Source organism: Neobacillus ginsengisoli (assembly GCF_030813055.1).
The window spans coordinates 308,376-326,046 of record NZ_JAUSTW010000005.1; the positions used below are offsets into that span (position 1 = coordinate 308,376).

The window sequence follows — 17,671 nt, forward strand, 5'->3', positions numbered from 1 at the left end:
GGATGGATTACTTATTCACTTCTAGAGCTGTTTTTAGACCGTGCCGATTGAGTCACTGTCTTTTTTTATGGAGTACTACATATTATAGCATATGATTTTGGTAAAAATTAGTTCGTGAAATTACATCTGTAATGACACGTATTAACTCCTCAAAAATAATAAAATCACCCATATATGGAATCACCGTTCATTATTTTTCTCTTCATAAATTCGTATATTTGTTGATGGAGTGGAATCAAGGAGGATTTGTTTAGTGTAAAGTCATTTTCTGACAATAGGTACACCCCTATCACTTTTAGATTCATTATAAATGATTGGTTGGGTAGGATTCCATCCAATTGGTTGGAGACGTGTTTAATCAAATCTACTACAATACAGTTATTATCTTTCAGGGGGAGTAATATGTTAGAAGCGATAATGCACGGCATGATCTTAGCATTCGGCTTAATCCTGCCTTTAGGGGTTCAAAATGTTTTTGTGTTCAATCAAGGTGCAAGTCAGCCCAATTTCGTGAGGGCCCTGCCTGTAATTATTACCGCATCCATTTGTGATACTTTGCTTATTTCAATCGCAGTCTTAGGCGTGTCGGTAGTTGTACTTGGTTCGTATTGGATCAAAACATTTCTTTTTGTCATTGGTATTTTATTTTTACTCTACATGGGTTTTATTGTATGGAGGACGAAACCTCGAAATGGACAAGAACCAGGTTCATCATTACCACCAAAAAAACAAATATCTTTTGCCTTGTCTGTGTCTTTACTAAACCCACATGCAATTTTGGATACAATTGGTGTAATTGGAACAAGTTCCATTAAATATACAGGGTTCGATAAAGTAGCATTTGCAATTGCATGTATATTCATTTCGTGGGTATGGTTTGCAGGATTGGGCATAACAGGAAGGATCGTAGGAAAAATGGATAAATCAGGAGGACATCTAGCGGTTTTAAATAAAATTTCAGCTATTGTTATGTGGGGCACAGCCGTTTATATTGGCTCTTCACTTTTCCACTAAAATTTCATTGAAATAGAAACTTTAATTGTTAAAGGAAATCAAAATGATTTCCTTTTTTTGTTTTGAGTTCCCCTTATTGAACAAACCTGCCTTAAATCACCTCAAATTCGCATAATGTCCAATAATTATTTCTATCCTTTAGAATTACACTGTGATATTCATTGGTGAAAAAGTTCGTTAAAGTATATAGATACCTTGCTATAACAACAAAAAAACACACGACATTTTCCTATGTGCCCTGTGTTCCTCCGTATGAATTTAATGTTTGCACCTCTGAAGTGAACCCGATATTTTAAGTGCCGTTTTTTTATTATTTTTCTTTCATCATTTTATTAAACATAACTGAAACTGCCATCATAGAGATCGCAAACAATCCCAAAATAACATAAAGTCCGTAATCCATTTTTTCACCCCCGTACCTTTTATTATTGCTAATGTTACAGTGATGGGACATTGATTAGCAATATACAAGTTAGCTAACTTTTAGATTAATTACTTTGCTAACAATCCCCTGACCATAGTTATTTACGACTCTTTTATTTTGCCTTTGTAAGACAGTGGTAGTAGTTTATAGAATTTGATTCATTTACCTGGTTATTACTTACATTTCTACACCGTGGCAAATTAACAAACAAAACAACCTTTATTTTAACATTCTATTAAACTAAAAACCAAGCTTTTAACAGCATTAGTTCATAAATTATGAAGGGAAACCATTTGGGAGAAATTCCTCCTTCATTCCTATATAATTTTAAATTAATCATTGGTTTAAACTTGCTGTTGAAATTAGATATAAGGTACATTTAAGAAGGAAAAAAAAGGAGGGAATGAATTTGAAATATTTCAAGATTGCTAATACGGATTTAAATGTATCCAATGTTGTTATGGGTAACATGCGTTTGACACAGCTGGCAAAACCAGATATTGAGGTGTTAATTCGGACAGCGTTGGAAGAAGGAATTAATTTCTTTGATCATGCGGATATTTATGGTGCCGGGGAGTGTGAAACATTATTTTCAGATGCCATCCAAATGAATCCATCAATCCGTGAAAAGATGATTATACAAAGCAAATGTGGTATACGACCGCCAGAAAAAATGTACGATTTTTCGAAAGAACACATAATATCTTCAACAGAGGCAATATTAAACCGTTTGCAAACAGATTACTTAGATATTCTCCTTCTCCATCGTCCAGATACCTTAGTGGAACCGACTGAAGTAGCAGAAGCATTTGAAGAACTTCATCGTAGTGGGAAAGTGAAATATTTTGGTGTATCCAATCATACCCCTATGCAAATAGAACTGTTACAAAAATACATTCCGCAAAAACTAGTCGTAAATCAGCTACAGTTGAGTATTGTACATACACCTATTATCGACTCAGGAATTGCTTTAAATATGGGCATAGACCAATCCATAAACCGTGACAGCAGTGTTTTAGATTATTGCCGCCTTAAAGATATTACCGTTCAAGCCTGGTCTCCTTATCAAAAAGGATTTTTTGACGGTCCTTTCCTTGGGGATTATGAAAACTATGCGGAATTGAATGACTTAATCAAAGAACTTGCAATAAAATATGAGGTCACAGATACCGCTATAGCTACTGCCTGGATCACCCGCCATCCAGCAAATATTCAAGTGGTCCTTGGAACTACCAATAAAGAACGGTTAGCGGATGCATGTAAGGGTTCAGACTTACCGTTATCTCGAAAAGAATGGTATGACCTTTACCGTTTGGCTGGACATATGATTCCATAATGAAAACAAAAACACTTGGGGTATTCCAAGTGTTTTTTTAACCTTCAAGAACTATTGTTTTATTTGTATAGAATTTTCTGGTATAAAACATTATTAACCAACTAGCCTATTACTTATTAAATTAGCTTAGTCATTAAAAACTCTATTTTTCCTACTAAATTTTCCTTAATGGTATCATCCAGTGTCATTTCGTCCATGGTCTCTTTCATGGTGCTCATCCATATTTCAGCTCTTTCAGGAGCCATCTGAAATGAATGTCTTTCTTTAACCTTTGAAACATGATTCTCTTGGTCTTGAGATGAATCTTCTGTTACTAGGCGGTATATAAACGTTCTTTGTCTACTTTTGAGCAATTCAATATCCACGTTCCTTTGTTCAAACATTGAAATATAATAGGAGTTCTTTAGAAGCTTCTCATAAAAGCGTTCTACCAGTTCATCAACTTTTTCCTGGCCTAATGTAATAGACATCGTCTATCCCCTCTTTTTCATGAAAATAATATTGTCTACTTCATTATAGTGAAAATAATAAATACATATGTGATATAAATCACTATTTAGGTAGGCTGTTTTCCTAAACATTGCGAAAACGACATTTTTTGTATCTCTCCTTAAGCGAACGTATTAAATATGATCGATGGAACAGACCTATTATGTATATAAGGATGCCATTTTTCAAAGGGGCATCCTTTTTGCCTTGGAAAAAACATCTTTTTTACCTTGGCAAAAAAATACACAATTAAATTGTAGTCGTTATTCACATTCTGTTATATAATAAAAGCAACTAAACTTAATCTGTTCTATAATAAAACAAGCGGATATGTAAAAAAACTTGGGAAAAGGGGTAAACGAAAATGAATAAAACAGACTCAATCGCACGTAGAATACTGGGTTGGAAATTAAATAGGTGGGATAGATGGTATGATTATGAAAAGGGAATTTTCATTCATGAATCAGAATTTCAACCCGAGCAAAACCTTGATCATGCGATGCTAATCGTTGAAAAGTTAAAAAAGTTTGGATATACCTATAAAACAAATGGCGTTTCAGAGGTTTCCTTTAATGACGTACGGGCAACTGGCGAAACGTTATCACAAGCAATCACAAATGCAGCCTACTCATTTATTGAAAATAACTCAGTCGTTAATAGCACTACCATTTGGCGTCAATTATGCTAAACCTTATTACAACATTTGGAATCACCCTTTTTTTCAAAAAAATCCTTTCTCAAAACTTAAAAAGCAATGCAATTCACATCTGAATTCGCATTGCTTTTTTATTGATAGATCCATATTTTCCCTTTATGGTTACCGTTCTTGCCTTTATTGCGGCTTATTAGCGAAGGAGTATCCTAAGGTATGACAAACTCTTAATGGTCGCGGTTCACAATATGATTCATTAAATGCTTCAGAAAAGCGGTATTGCGCGGCACCTCTTGCAACGTTTCCATTGCAAGACAGTAATGTTCCCACATTTCTTTTCTAGCACCTTCCAGACCTAAGATTGACACAAAAGTCGTGTTGTTGTTTTCAGCATCTTTGCCGATGGGTTTTCCGAGTAAAGCTTGATTTCCCTCAACATCAAGCAGATCATCTTTAATCTGAAACGCAATGCCGGCATGATGAGCGAATTTTTTCAAAGCTTCCCTTTCGAACGCTTCTGCCTTGGCGAGAATGGCAGGCATGATGAGAGAAGCTTCGAATGCGATCCCGGTTTTATAAAAGGACATTATATTCAGCTGTTCCAGTGTCAAGGGTTTCCCTTTGGAATCCAAGTCCATCGCTTGTCCGTTACACATAGCCGCTGTAACTTGAGTCGAATATTGTATCAAATTAAGCACCGTTTTTGAATCAAACTGGTCAAGTGATACTTGTTCCTCAATCGCCTTCTGGGTCAGAAAGAGACCGGTCAATTCCGCGATAGCAATGTTATAAACCTGATGTAAGGTTGCACGACCCCTACGGGTGGACGCATTATCCTGGGATGGCAGATCATCGAAGATTAGGGATGCTGTATGCATATATTCTAATGATCTTAGCAGCGGGACGATTGAAGACGGATTTAATCCATATTCGTTAACGCCCATGACCCATGTCATGATGGGCCTCAATCGCTTTCCGTCACCTGCCAGACTGTAATTTGCCGCATCAATGATTGGCTCTTTCATCAAAGAAAGTTGATCGATTTTAGGAATCATTAAGATGTTGTTAATCTGATTGCGTACGGTTTCGATCGTATCTATAAAATCTTCCTGTTCCTTCCGTTCATTTTTCAGAATGGTGATCATATGATCCCGAAGGAGTTTATCAAAGAAATCCACATCATCTGCTTTTCGAACCATCGTTTGGATGACACGATTAAATTCCGGAATTCCAGAAGCAAATAGTTGCATAACTTCATTGTATTTTTTTGTTCCCATTCGTTCTTTAAATCGTTTTAAACCATTTATGGCACGGTCCAGAATCACCTCACAGGTCTTGGTATCCGAGTGATACACATTATGGATCAAATTGGAGATGACCGCCCAGTATAGTTCAAAGGGATTTATAAGGTCCCCACGCTTATCATGATATTTCATATAATAAGTATAGGGGGTTACGGCACCATCCTTCATGTCATCAAACATATCGGCAAAATCATCAGCCAGCTGGTTGTAAATGCCATAAAAGAATGTTCGATTGTTAAAGTCCTCATCAAGAGGGGCACTGATTACCGAACGGACAATCAATCGGGAAGAAGAGGATTTTAAAATGATCGGGATATAAAGCTCTTCATTGGAGTAATTTGCATTAGATAGATCCTTTACCCGGTCCACTTCCTGAGAATGAAAAAACACATAAGATTGCTCGAAAAAATTTTTTCTTGTCTCAGGCCGCTGATGGGCCCTTATATACTCAAAAGCATCACGGAGTTCCGAATGAATATATCGGATCAGGTTCAAGTTAGTTCCGGGCCACTCACTCAATTCCGGAACTTCTCCTGTGATAAGCGTGGTACGTATCAAATTGGAATATTGTTTTTTCTCTTTATCGGACAAGACTTCTGAATCAAGAAGATCATCAATAAAGGGATAGGTCAGACCATATGAATAGCCTAGCCTTATAGCTGCATCAAGTTTCCGAGACCGTTCTTCAGGCGATATCTCATCGTCCATCTCTACTACCACGTGCATAAATACCCCTGCAATGATTTTGATTAGTTTTCGCTGGGCTTGTTCTGCCTCCATCCCTTTTGGAATATTGGAGGATACAGTCTTTAGTTTGTTAATCAGCCAGATCATGGTGGATTCAATGCTTTCCCTCTGAGCATACCGGTACAACCGGGCCATGCTGGTGGTCTCAGTTTTGTCTCCTTTGTCTGTTGCGGTAGAACGAGTTAGGGATTTTTTTAAACTGTCAACTACACGTCGAACCCTTGTCTGTGTATCGGGTGTGTCCAGTGCCTTGCCCAGGTCCCGCATGAAAAGATAGGAGATACTACGATCAAGATAATGATCTAGTTTACCTGTATAATCCAACCATCGGATATAATTGTAATACCCACGGGAATCAGGTTTTCCCTTTCCACGCGAAAAAAAGGATAATAATGGATGAGGATGAATATGGTTGGTTTTCCACGATTGAATATCTTTTGTTAGAGTAGGGATATACGCCTTTTCTGAGACCAGAACATAAAGTGATTTAAAATAATGAGCAGCCTTCTGCTCAGCCAGCTGATAGCATGCATCGGCATTTTTAATTAATTCCTCCTTCATACTATCACCTCTACTTAATGGTCTCTTATATATTTATTGCAATATACTTCACCTAAATTAAAAATCTAAGCTTTGATAAACGAAATCCTAATGGAATAAAAATAAATTACCGAACACATGAAAACATCAGTTAGGATATCACGCTAAAAGTACATATACATACTGTATTTACGTTAAGCTATTAAAATATATTTATATATAATCTTGAAAAAACATCTTTATAACCATAAAGCTTAATATTCTCTTTTTAAAATATCTGTTATTTTCCAACTTGTTTTCCATTTATAAATTTCAGCCGTTTATATATTTTTTAAAATAAATTTCAGCTTCCGATAAATGGCCTTTTCTTAACAGTTGATTTGACAACTGCTTCGCTGAGCTTATTGTGAATTTGAAACAACTAACGGTAACTTTAAAGCGACCCCAATTGGGATCAACAAAAAATAGAACCTCCTATATGGAAGTCCTAACCTTAATTTCAACTATTAGCAAATAAACCAAACTTTTGATTTTAAATTTCTTTCCTCGAGAATCTTATTTCATACCTAATTTTTATCATTTTCGTAAGCGATAACCACTACTTTCTTATGAGTTTGCTCACTTAACTTTTCTTCTAATGATTGAATTTCATTTATCAAATTCGTCGAAAGTGAAGCTGCAACATATTGATTTTCTTTGTCCATTTTCAATTCCCTCCTTTGTAATCTTCGTTTTGGTACTTTTGACATCCTAAATTAAGGTTTTCCTGCATCAGGAGAAAGATTTGGATCGCCGCCACCGTTAATAATAGCGCTTTCTGCCCGAATATCATTATTATCTAAGTCCACTTCAATATTTTTATTCATTTTTTCATTTGTATTCCCCTTATTTTGAAATTCCTGAGGAGAATTTTGATTACCTTTTTGCATTAATACACCACCTTTTGTAAGGTAGTGTTTGTTAATCCATTTTTATTTATGTATGGCTAGCTGTTATTCTATCGATCCACTTCCAGTTAGTCATTAAAGATCTTTTAAAGACTTCAGATGCCGGTCAATAAAAAGGAGGAAGTTTCTGGACAACCAACATCATAAATTCAAATACATCATAGTAAGCCAAAAAGCCAGGCATTAACCTGGCTTTTTCTTTTTGGCGGCTCTTAAATAGGATCGACTACTCATAATTTCTTAGCATTTCATTCACCATCGTTTTCATGGAGGAAATGACCGTTTTCTTATATCTAACTGCCAAAATAAGCACTCTTATTTGTTGGGATCGTGATAAATTTCTAAAACTGGGCTCTTGTTTCATAAAGGATCGAACGATTGACCAGCTTTTCGGCATTAAAGGAAAATCATCCATAGGTTGTTTATTCCGTAAACGATAAAACCAAGAGGTAAATCCGGACGAAGTGCTTTTATCAACAATACATGGTGCATAAATACTTTTTGTATGTTTTCGAAGGCTTTCGAATCGATCTTGGCCGCTAACAATAATATAGCTGTCGTCTTTCTTATTTTTTCTTACAACCAAAACAAACATACAGTCCCACATTAATCTCTGAAGCTTCTTAATGTGCTCCGAAATTTTCAACGATAAATCAGGTTTAATTTTATTTAGTGGTATATACTGTATCGTGAATTTCATATTTATCCCCTCCTGTTTTTTTGATGAGTCCATTCCCGCCTCCTTAATTTTGGCAGCAGCTTCGGTTTTCTCAGCAGGTATTGCAGTAAGAGGAATGGTATTCCGGGTGCAGCTCTAAGTTGGAGTAATTCCCATTGTCAAAGACAAACGATAATTCCTTACATTGAGTCCCTCAAAACATTATATGTATGAAATGGGCTCATGTTTCATATGGAGGTTGTCTGAAACACGAAAAAGCCGCTTTTCACAAAAAAAACGGCTCTCCTTTATTTCAATCTTTTAATCAGCATCCTCTAAAAATGGGATTCTTACGAATGAATCGACAAAAAACTTTTTTCAATCATGTTTTTCGATAGTAGATTTGCTCATAATTACTCAACATAAGGCAGGAAATATCACATTTCATAAGAAAGTGACGATGAAAACTGTTCATACTCATACAGGAAAGAAAAGAAAAGTTGTTGAATTATACTCCTACAAGGAAAATAACCTTGTAACCAATCGGAAAGGTTGTGAGTTTATGAGACTTCTGGATGTACAACCTAAGAATAACTGCAGCTACATCTTCGTTCAATTTCCAGGAATGAAAATGAATGCCCCTATGCTCTCGAGCGGCGAGGGAAAGGTGGTGAAAGAAGATGTTGCTTTATGTGTCCAATTAAACAACAAAGAAAAGGTTAATAATTTGTACCTCGTACGCACACAGAGTATAAAACCCTTTGACTTCACAGATGAAGAAATTGGAGCAAAAGCATTTTATCGAGTCATCAAGAAAAAAGAACCCTCTCATGACTCACCCACGAATAAATCCGAAGATTTCGTCACGTATATAACAGATGAAGTGGTTGTTGTGCAAAAGAAAACGGAATCAGGATATAACTTCGTCTTGGTGTTAAATAACCGTGAAATCGGAATCGTCGCTTCGATTGAAGAAGAAGTTTTACAAACAAAGCAAGTATCATTGCAACTTAAAGAGGAAGCGAAAGCGCTTGTTGCAGTTAACACTAATAATAAGAAAAATATGGCTATCTTCGGAGGGAGGGTCAAAAAGAGGATATTCTTGGGAGGCTATGTCTTTCAGGATAATGAAGTTTTTGAGCCAATCCGAATTCTTTTGGAGGGAGTTAAAAGAAAAGTTACCGTATTTTCTCCTGCCGCATTAGATTTTATCGGTCCAGGTGATCGCAACCAAACCATTTTTATCATGAGGGGATGGTGAAGGGGCTTACCCATAAAAGGAATCCACAACTTCATACTGGTAAATTGATCGAAACAAAAGGATTAAAAGGATAATCCTTTTCGATAGTATATAATCGAAAATAATTAGGAAAGGAGTAAATAATAGGCTGCTTCGACTATTTCTCTTTAAGGAGAAATAAGCTAATCAATTTATATAGAGACTTAACCAAGGGGTTAAGTCTTTTTTACGTTAATGTTTCTTTTTTTGTTCTGCGATTCTATTGTGCCTACATAACTTTTAGAAAAAGAATAGCCAGACGAGACATCCTAACCGAATTAGTAATCTAATATGTATTCTCATTTTGCGATAATATATAACTTTTATTACACAACTGACATATTTGTAATAGTAATGTCATATAATTTATCAATCACATAGGAAGGAGGAGAGACAAATGGATAATCGGATTTTCTTATTCCTTGCTACAATTTTTTCTGGTTTTGCACTTATTAAAGTTCCTTTAGCTGGTTCATTTCTTGAAAGCGTTTCACCGGTTTCAAATATTCTTGGCATACTAACAGTCCTAGTCTTCTCACTAGTCTTGATTTATAAAGGTGTAAAAAGCTTATTCAGTAAGTAAATAGGATTCACAAGGGAAGCACTCTATTTGGGTGCTTTTCCCTTTTCTATTTTTACAACAAATCCACGATAAAAAAGACATCTTTTATAAGATGTCTAAGACCCTTTTTTTAAGAAACTTGTAGTATGAAAACTTATTCAAATAAAGGACTTACTGCTTTTTCATTGTGAATACGATCAATTGCCTCGACAAGCAATGGAGCTACGGATAAAGCAGTAATTTTATTGATCAATTTTTCTTCCGTTAGCTTAATTGTATTCGTCACCACTAATTCTTCAATTGACGAAGAAGCTATTCTACTAATCGCCGGCCCGGAGAGAACAGCGTGCGTGCAACAAGCATATACCGCTTTTGCCCCCTTCTCGATTAAAGAATTGGCTCCGGTTGTAATGGTTCCCGCTGTATCAATTAAATCATCGATAATAATCGCATTTTTCCCTTCAATATTTCCAATGATGTTCATGATTTCGGACTCATCGTGTTCAGGGCGTCGTCGATCAATTAAGGCAATTGGGGCATGTAAAATACCGGCCATTTTTCTTGCTCTTACTACACCGCCATTATGCGGTGCAACAATGACGATATCTTCTAATCCTTTTTTCTCAAAATACTCTGAAAGGATTGGAATACCCGTTAAATGATCCACCGGTATGTCAAAAAAGCCCTGAGTTTGCGGAGCATGAAAGTCCATGGTAAGCACCCTGGTAGCTCCTGCCGTTTCTAAAAGGTTGGCAATTAGTTTAGCTGTAATCGGCTCCCGAGATCTTGCTTTTCGATCTTGGCGGGCATAGCTGTAGTAAGGCATAACAACGTTAATCGATTTGGCTGAAGCTCGTTTCAAGGCATCAAGCATGATAAGAAGCTCCATAATATACTCATTATTTGGCTCTGAAGTGGATTGAACTAAATAGACATCACTTCCTCGCACACTTTCATCGATACTAATTTGGATTTCCCCATCACTAAATTGTGTGACTGAGCATTTCCCTAGCTCACAGCCCAAAAGCTTTGCCATCTCTCCTGCCAGCTCGCGGTTTGAATTTAATGTAAACATTTTAAAATCATTTTTAAGTCGATAAGTCACTTTTTATCCCCCACGCTTTTTTTATTCAAATTTTTAAACCTTGTCCATCATCTTATTTTATTAACGGTGTTATAACAGAACTATTCTATATTATCTCAAAGAAAATTAATACTGGATAGTAATAAGGTATCAAGAAAATTCGTTTATTTATTTTACCATAAAAGGAGTAAAATAATAGTTTACATAATATTATTATGATTAAATAAAGACACCGAAAGACTTCGGTTCGAATGTTAAATTGAATTTTCCTTTATTTGTTGCTTAACTGAATGAATAGATAAAGGATAAATCTAAGAAATTTACATTTCTAACAACTGCCTTGTGTTTCGCTTCTTTGATTTCCCCAGCATGAAAGGAAAATAATGATTGATGGAATACACTGCCGGTACTATAATAAGAGCGGCCAAAAGGGTGTAAAGTGAGCCTTTTATGATTGGGATTCCTAATAATTTTTCAGAATTTAATAGGGTATTTTGAATAACCAGGTTAAATAAAACAAAGACAATTTTTTGGTGCAAGGCTAAATAAATGAATGAATTTTCTCCAATAAACTGGAGACTTTTATATTTTTTCATTCGTTTGATGAGGATGACAAATGCTCCTATACCGGATAGTGCGGATATATAGAACAGGAAGATATTACCTAGACTACTATTATAGAAATCTACCCTTTCCCCCGAATGAACAAAATTTAGATAGCCAGTTACAATATTTATGATAAGAAGAAGAAGAAAAGCTTTGAAATTTATAAAACGCTCTAATTTCTCCCGGTATTCTTTATATAAAAACCCCAGTCCATAAAATCCAACGCTGATCATGGCAACATCGATACTCCACGGAAGTGGTTTTCCGACCATTTTGTTATAAACACATCCAAGAGCAGAAATGAAAATCAAGGAGATTCCTATTACCTTTTTTGTACGCCCTATTTTCGAGATGAAGTAAAAGAGCATTTCTGTACAAAGTATACAATTCACAAACCATAGGGGTCCGCTCTGAACGGTCCAAAAAGATTTTCTTGTAGCGATGAAAGAACCTAATAATGGCATCAAAAGATTATGCTGATAATCGACTTGTCCAAAGTTGTATAAGAGAACAAACCAAATATAGGCAACAAAGGAAAAACACAAATAGGGAAAGATCAATGACTTTGTCCTTTTTGATAAAAAGACTCTTAAATTAGGAAATTTATTTAATTTGAATAAGTATCCTGATAAAAAGAAGAATAATGGCATATGGAATGTATAGATATACGTTTTTATCTGGGCTGGAATATTTGTATGACCAATCATGACCAGAAGAATTCCCAATCCCTTTCCGACATCTAACCAATCAATTCTTTTATGCATAGTACTCCTCCTCTATCCTAGTATGGATCACGGATGTTGACTCATAAAGGAGATAAAAATGAAAATCCATGATTTTATATGTGAATAAACTCACATACCAAAAGTATATACTACCCTTCTTAAATTAAATGTAAGGACACAATTAAGCTGGTCGGCGTTTTTCTTGATTCAAATTATACCACTTAAAAAATTGGATTGATGTTACAAGGGGTTTAAATAGTTTTTCATTTGTAACAAAAAAAGTGCCAATGACAATCAATTATTTCAATCATCTGGCACTAATTAAAATTTCATCTTATTATGATTTTTCAAAAGGAGAATTGGCAGGATTAAAACGTTTAGTCCGCTTTGCTGCAAAAGTCCCGGGTGTCTGCAATGCCAAAATAGGCACTGTATTAAAAGCGATTAATGAAGAATACAACAATAACGGAATTTCCCGTTCCACTTTTAAACGGATGATAATCAAGGTAAGAGAATTAGGAATATTCACTGTCTATGAAACAGTACGAAAAAACGGGTCCCAGTCCAGTAATTTATGGTGTTTAATCGTTTTCCCGCGAATGAACCACCCAAAGAAGAAATACTGGACCACCATAAAGAAACCATTAATCTTTTAAAAACTAAAAATCAAAAGATAACTAAACGTAAAGATGAACCGACTGAATTGGATCACACCTTTGTAAGTGACCGTGTTCCGCAGCCCTTTGTCCAATTGATGAAATACTACTTCCCGGAAGCAAAGACGATTGAGGAATATCGGCATATGACTCAAATTTCCGCTTACCGCTATATCCTGGAAAAGAAAACAGATCAAATGGTGGATATTGAATAGAATATTAGCTTCTATTTTTAATGCATCACCATCTTTTACAAAAATCCCTTTCCCGTTTTGCACCTCAAGGACATCTATCCCTTCAAGATATCTTAGGGCTTCGCGAATACTTGATCGGCTTCCACTTAAAATGGTTGTTAATTCACCCACAGAAGGGAGTTTATTGCCCCTTTTAAATTGATGCTCGTTTATGTATTTCTTAATTTCTTCTGCAATCATTTCATGTAAAGACACTTTTTTAATGCTTTTCATAGACGTGCACCTTCTAATAGTCTTATTTTTTACAGCTTTACGACTGTTTACCTATCTGATAGGTTAATTAAATTCTGAAAATTTTAAAGAGTCAATTTTTTCCAGAATGAATATTTGGAAATTCAAAGACATATGATCACGACCAAATGCCAGAGATCTAATTTTAGATCTCTGGCTACAAAATAATTCTGTGAAAAAAAGATTAAGCCTTAAACTTAAATTATTATCTTATTATATTTGGATCAGTAAAAACATCAGCTTCATCTCTGCTGGTACTCGAAAACTCAGACACAATTGCCCCCTTTTCACCTGCTTGAAACCAATGCTTCGTATTCGTTGGGATTGTATATTGTTCTCCAGGATTTAGGATAATTTCATGCTTAACCGTATAATATTCTTCCTTACCTTTTGGAATCTTTCCTTGTATCTCTGAAGTATGTTCTCCTTCTACATATAGGTATACAGTACCCCAGCGACAACGGAAAGTTTCTTTTTTTCCTGGTTCACCGTTTACAGGTGGATGCAAATGTTCCGGACAGGTTTGTTTTGGAAATAATACTAAATCCTTGGCACAGTATCGATCATTATTCACATAAGTAACTAGCTGCAATCCTTCTACATGTAGGTGTCCTAAACCAAATTCCGCAATTTCCACATTTTCCTTTTCTGGATCCGTCAATACAATCCCTGCTTGGTCCAATATTTCAATCGTTTGCAAAACAATTTGTTCTAAAGTCTTCAGATTATTCTCCCCCTTTAAACTAAAATAAGTTCTATTTAAGTCAGGTCTTTAATATCGCTTTCAATTTTTTCAACTAACTCATTTGTTGTAATTATGGCATCAACTGCCTACTATCCTTCGGTCCTATCCAGACGTTATACTCATTGTTCCAAGTAAATCCCTCAAGACTTCGTGTAACAGGAAGTTTCTCCCAACCATTATCAATGCGCTCTTGTACTTGTTCCCATGGGAGGATTCCACTTGTAGCATCCGCTTTTTCCACACAGCATGCTCCAACAGCAACCGCAGCATTCAGTACCTCTATTGGTGAACGATTCTTTAAAATTCCCATTAAAAAGCCTGCAATCGTACTATCACCGGCACCTGTAGTACCTACCACTTTAGTTTTAAAACAAGGCATCCATAATTCACGATTTACCCATTGTTGTGCAATACCTTCCAATTGTTCGGAAAGATGATGTATTTTTTCCTCATCTCCAGTTCTAAGATAGATTCCCATCTCTCCCAACTTGATTGCTACAATTCTAGAGCCCATATCTAGCAGTTCTTCAGCTATTTCTTGAATAACATTGATTGGAACTATTTTATCGATTGATTCCCCTGGATTTTCAGACAATATCGTTTCATAATTATTTTGTCTTATCATAAATAGAATTTCTTCTAGACTCGGTAAAAAAATGTCCACGTATGGCAACACAATGCTTAAATACCTCTTCCAATCTACTTTACTGGATTCAGAATCCGCATCCGGCAAGGCCATATCTAAAGAAGTGATACCATTTTTGTTCTTAACGCTTTGGAACAATTCTACTAATTCTTCTCCATTATTTTCATACATTCTCTTCATTAATGGAGGATAGCCAAAATGGAAAAGAAGGTTGTCTTCCAATTTAATACTATCTACATCGGATTTAGAAAAGGTATGGTTAGTACCAGGGCAATGAAGAAAAATACGATCAACGTTTGGGAAATTTAGTACGATAGAGTATGAACTATGTTCCCCTTTTGCTTTAATCATCCCGCTAGTTAAAGAGGGATTAATTTGTTTTAATAGATTTAAAATGACTTCGCCAAATTGATCATTTCCGACCTTCCCCATTAACCGGGTTGGAACACCTAAATAATGAAGAGATAATCCTGTATTCGATACGGCTCCCCCCGTAGAGAGTTGAATGCCCCCTACTTCACTTAATCGACCTGGAACAAACATCCGTTCAGGACTTTGATGTATAGAAAGATCCGGTATGATATCCAAACAAATATGTCCAGCAACAATAACTTCCGATTTATTAGACAACATGACTTTTGAGTCCATAATCAATTTGAACCGTTTGACCAGATTTTTGAGATGCAAGTGCTGCGGTAAAAATTGCGTGACTTTCAGCCGTCTCCTGAGGTGTTACACAATGTAGGGATTGATTAAACTTACCATTTACAACTTCATCGCAAAAAGCAGCCCACATTTGTAGAATGGAATCAGAAAAACCAAACTCGAAGATACTGCCAGTAATAGAACGATAAGCACTTTCATAAGGTGCATCAATGATATTCCAAGCTTGTTGTCCACCTGGTTTATATTTCATGGTCCTGAGTTGTTTTGGATTTTTAGTTGAGAATTCTATAGAACCCTGCATTCCTGCGACTCTAATAAACCAGGTATTTGCATGACCTGGAGCAATTCGTTTCATGGAAAGCACCATAGGAAATTCTTGGGTATTTGTTCTCACGTCGCAAGCTAAAATAGCGTTATCCCAAGTTTTGCACGGGACCATTTCCCCGGCTTGGTTTGGTCTTTCCTTAACTAAATTTGAAAGCAGTGCTCTTACTGAATTGGGCCTCCATCCTAGACGAAGAGGCAAATGAAGCACATGCATTCCTAAATCACCCATACAGCCATATTCTCCATTTGTTTCAATTCGACGCTTCCAATTAATTGGTTTTTCCGGATTTAAATCACTGCTATGCCAAAAACCCGCTTCCACTTCAATGATCTGACCAACAAATCCATCACGCACTAATTCAAACAAATGAAATGCACCTGGAAAAAATGGAATTTCGGAAGAACCACGAACAATAACAGTAGGATTTTGTTCTACTGCAGCTAGTATCTCCATGTTTGCTTGTTGATCAATACCAAAAGGTTTTTCACCAAGCAAATGTTTTCCGGAATGAATGATATCTATATAAATTTGTTTGTGAAGGTTATGTGGAACCGCACAGTAAATCGCATCAACTTCCTCATTCTTCAAAAGCTCATGATAGTCAGTTGGTGTGAACCGTACAGAAGGTAATTGTTCCTTAAACCAGTCCATTGCTGTAGAATTGGCATCACATACTCCAATGATTTCCGGTTTCACTTCCATATTTAACAGATGGCACCATCTTGAAACGGCACTTGCAAATTCGCGGCCCATTAATCCACAGCCGATCACTCCAAACTTAACCGCTTTCATAATACTGCCTCCTTCCTATTTAAAATTGCTAATGCCTGCTCTGGTGTTGCATTCTCATGAACAATTGCCATAAATGCTTTTGTCATTAAAGATGGGTTTTCATGTTGAATCACATTTCGTCCGTACACGATGCCAGAAGAACCTTGCTGCATTAAGTGATAGGTTCTCGAAAGGATTTCCTCGTTGGAAGCCCTGCCGCCGCCACGTGGTAAAACAGGTTTACCCGATGCTGCTTCAATAACCTTATGGTATTCTTCTACATTATCACAGGGATCAGCTTTAATAATATCAGCCCCTAATTCAACTGCCTGACGAACTAAAGGTACAATTTTCGTAAGGTCCCCATCCACCATGTATCCACCATGATCGTTTGGAAGCATGACTAAAGGTTCTACCATTAATGGTAAGCCATAACGTTCACAATTCGGTTTTAATTTACAAATATTTCTAATAGATTGATGATACAATTCTGGTTGATTCGGAATGAAAAACAAATTGACTACAATACATGCTGCATCTAAAGTTAAAGCTTGTTCAACTGGCCGATCAATGAGTTGACTAAAAAGATAGATAGGTAGTTTATTCCCGTACACGTTCGCAATATCTGAACGTAATACAAGTGACGGCTTATCTTTACCAGGGATTTTCTGAAGAATTTTTGCTTGACCCGGGCTAAGTTGAATAGCATCCGGATTCGATTGAACGATTACTTCTATTGATTTTTCAATAGATTCAATTCCAGAAAGAAAATTATATTCATTAAAAAATCCATGATCAATGGCAACATCAAAACATTTTCCATCTGATCCAAATAATCGATTAAACCTAGAAGTTATTGACAATTATTTTCATCTCCTCGTGTCCAAAATCAAAAGATCTATCAATGATACAAAATCCATATGTTTTTAATCGTAAAAGAATCATAGAAGTTTGAATGTAGAGTATCCCTAAAATATCACACTGAACTTCACGGACCTTAATTGGTT

Annotated in this window: 18 protein-coding genes; 6 read left to right on the forward strand and 12 right to left on the reverse strand. The window is 36.0% G+C overall.

The window, feature by feature from the left end:
* Window positions 1-402 precede the first annotated feature (402 nt).
* Both J2S10_RS16910 and J2S10_RS16915 read left to right on the forward strand, forming a co-directional pair.
* Window positions 403-1,014, forward strand: coding sequence for a LysE/ArgO family amino acid transporter (locus J2S10_RS16910; RefSeq protein ID WP_307409870.1), 612 nt, complete (start codon window positions 403-405; stop codon window positions 1,012-1,014).
* Between the two features lie 833 nt (window positions 1,015-1,847).
* A complete protein-coding gene (locus J2S10_RS16915) occupies window positions 1,848-2,774 on the forward strand; it encodes an aldo/keto reductase (protein WP_307409872.1) in 927 nt (308 codons plus the stop codon).
* A gap of 116 nt (window positions 2,775-2,890) precedes the next feature.
* Here J2S10_RS16915 and J2S10_RS16920 read toward each other — a convergent pair whose 3' ends face one another.
* Window positions 2,891-3,244, reverse strand: a complete 354-nt coding sequence (locus tag J2S10_RS16920) for a protoglobin domain-containing protein (RefSeq protein ID WP_307409874.1) — start codon at window positions 3,242-3,244, stop codon at window positions 2,891-2,893.
* 383 nt (window positions 3,245-3,627) lie between these two features.
* Between J2S10_RS16920 and J2S10_RS16925 the strand changes: the two genes are divergently transcribed.
* Window positions 3,628-3,951, forward strand: coding sequence for a BC1872 family protein (locus tag J2S10_RS16925; protein ID WP_307409877.1), 324 nt, complete (start codon window positions 3,628-3,630; stop codon window positions 3,949-3,951).
* 191 nt (window positions 3,952-4,142) lie between these two features.
* On the opposite strand, the gene J2S10_RS16930 is transcribed toward J2S10_RS16925, so the two are convergent.
* From J2S10_RS16930 to J2S10_RS16945, 4 genes are all read right to left on the reverse strand, one after another.
* Entirely contained in the window at window positions 4,143-6,527 is a 2,385-nt protein-coding gene (locus J2S10_RS16930) for a polyprenyl synthetase family protein (RefSeq protein WP_307409879.1), read from the reverse strand.
* A 545-nt stretch (window positions 6,528-7,072) separates the two neighbouring features.
* Window positions 7,073-7,210, reverse strand: coding sequence for a hypothetical protein (locus J2S10_RS16935; RefSeq protein ID WP_307409881.1), 138 nt, complete (start codon window positions 7,208-7,210; stop codon window positions 7,073-7,075).
* A gap of 51 nt (window positions 7,211-7,261) precedes the next feature.
* Complete coding sequence (locus tag J2S10_RS16940; protein ID WP_307409883.1) at window positions 7,262-7,435, reverse strand: hypothetical protein; 174 nt, start codon at window positions 7,433-7,435, stop codon at window positions 7,262-7,264.
* A gap of 244 nt (window positions 7,436-7,679) precedes the next feature.
* Window positions 7,680-8,153 (reverse strand): hypothetical protein, encoded by a 474-nt coding sequence (locus tag J2S10_RS16945; RefSeq protein ID WP_307409885.1) that lies wholly within the window; start codon window positions 8,151-8,153, stop codon window positions 7,680-7,682.
* Between the two features lie 418 nt (window positions 8,154-8,571).
* On the opposite strand from J2S10_RS16945, the gene J2S10_RS16950 reads away from it, so the two are divergent.
* A complete protein-coding gene (locus J2S10_RS16950; protein ID WP_307409887.1) occupies window positions 8,572-9,372 on the forward strand; it encodes a hypothetical protein in 801 nt (266 codons plus the stop codon).
* Window positions 9,373-9,787: 415 nt separating this feature from the next.
* Complete coding sequence (locus J2S10_RS16955; RefSeq protein ID WP_307409889.1) at window positions 9,788-9,973, forward strand: hypothetical protein; 186 nt, start codon at window positions 9,788-9,790, stop codon at window positions 9,971-9,973.
* A 133-nt stretch (window positions 9,974-10,106) separates the two neighbouring features.
* Here J2S10_RS16955 and J2S10_RS16960 read toward each other — a convergent pair whose 3' ends face one another.
* Window positions 10,107-11,057, reverse strand: a complete 951-nt coding sequence (locus J2S10_RS16960; protein ID WP_307409891.1) for a ribose-phosphate diphosphokinase — start codon at window positions 11,055-11,057, stop codon at window positions 10,107-10,109.
* Window positions 11,058-11,356: 299 nt separating this feature from the next.
* Window positions 11,357-12,406 (reverse strand): acyltransferase family protein, encoded by a 1,050-nt coding sequence (locus J2S10_RS16965; RefSeq protein WP_307409893.1) that lies wholly within the window; start codon window positions 12,404-12,406, stop codon window positions 11,357-11,359.
* A 320-nt stretch (window positions 12,407-12,726) separates the two neighbouring features.
* Here J2S10_RS16965 and J2S10_RS16970 point away from each other — a divergent pair, with 320 nt between their 5' ends.
* Window positions 12,727-13,023: a hypothetical protein gene (locus J2S10_RS16970; RefSeq protein ID WP_307409895.1), complete on the forward strand. Its 297-nt coding sequence runs from the start codon at window positions 12,727-12,729 to the stop codon at window positions 13,021-13,023.
* Here the strand turns inward: J2S10_RS16970 and J2S10_RS16975 are convergent.
* The 5 genes from J2S10_RS16975 to J2S10_RS16995 all read right to left on the reverse strand — a co-directional run bounded on the left by J2S10_RS16975 (window position 13,020) and on the right by J2S10_RS16995 (window position 17,527).
* Complete coding sequence (locus tag J2S10_RS16975) at window positions 13,020-13,490, reverse strand: FadR/GntR family transcriptional regulator (protein WP_307409897.1); 471 nt, start codon at window positions 13,488-13,490, stop codon at window positions 13,020-13,022. The two genes, J2S10_RS16970 and J2S10_RS16975, sit on opposite strands and share 4 nt — an antisense overlap.
* 223 nt (window positions 13,491-13,713) lie before the next feature.
* A complete protein-coding gene (locus J2S10_RS16980; RefSeq protein ID WP_307410062.1) occupies window positions 13,714-14,214 on the reverse strand; it encodes a D-lyxose/D-mannose family sugar isomerase in 501 nt (166 codons plus the stop codon).
* Window positions 14,215-14,323: 109 nt separating this feature from the next.
* Window positions 14,324-15,532: a carbohydrate kinase family protein gene (locus tag J2S10_RS16985; RefSeq protein WP_307409899.1), complete on the reverse strand. Its 1,209-nt coding sequence runs from the start codon at window positions 15,530-15,532 to the stop codon at window positions 14,324-14,326.
* Window positions 15,522-16,685, reverse strand: coding sequence for a Gfo/Idh/MocA family protein (locus J2S10_RS16990; RefSeq protein WP_307409901.1), 1,164 nt, complete (start codon window positions 16,683-16,685; stop codon window positions 15,522-15,524). Before J2S10_RS16990 ends, J2S10_RS16985 begins: the two co-directional genes overlap by 11 nt.
* Window positions 16,682-17,527 carry a class I fructose-bisphosphate aldolase gene (locus J2S10_RS16995; protein WP_307409903.1) on the reverse strand — a complete coding sequence of 282 codons (846 nt, stop codon included), beginning with the start codon at window positions 17,525-17,527 and terminating at the stop codon, window positions 16,682-16,684. Before J2S10_RS16995 ends, J2S10_RS16990 begins: the two co-directional genes overlap by 4 nt.
* Window positions 17,528-17,671 lie beyond the last annotated feature (144 nt).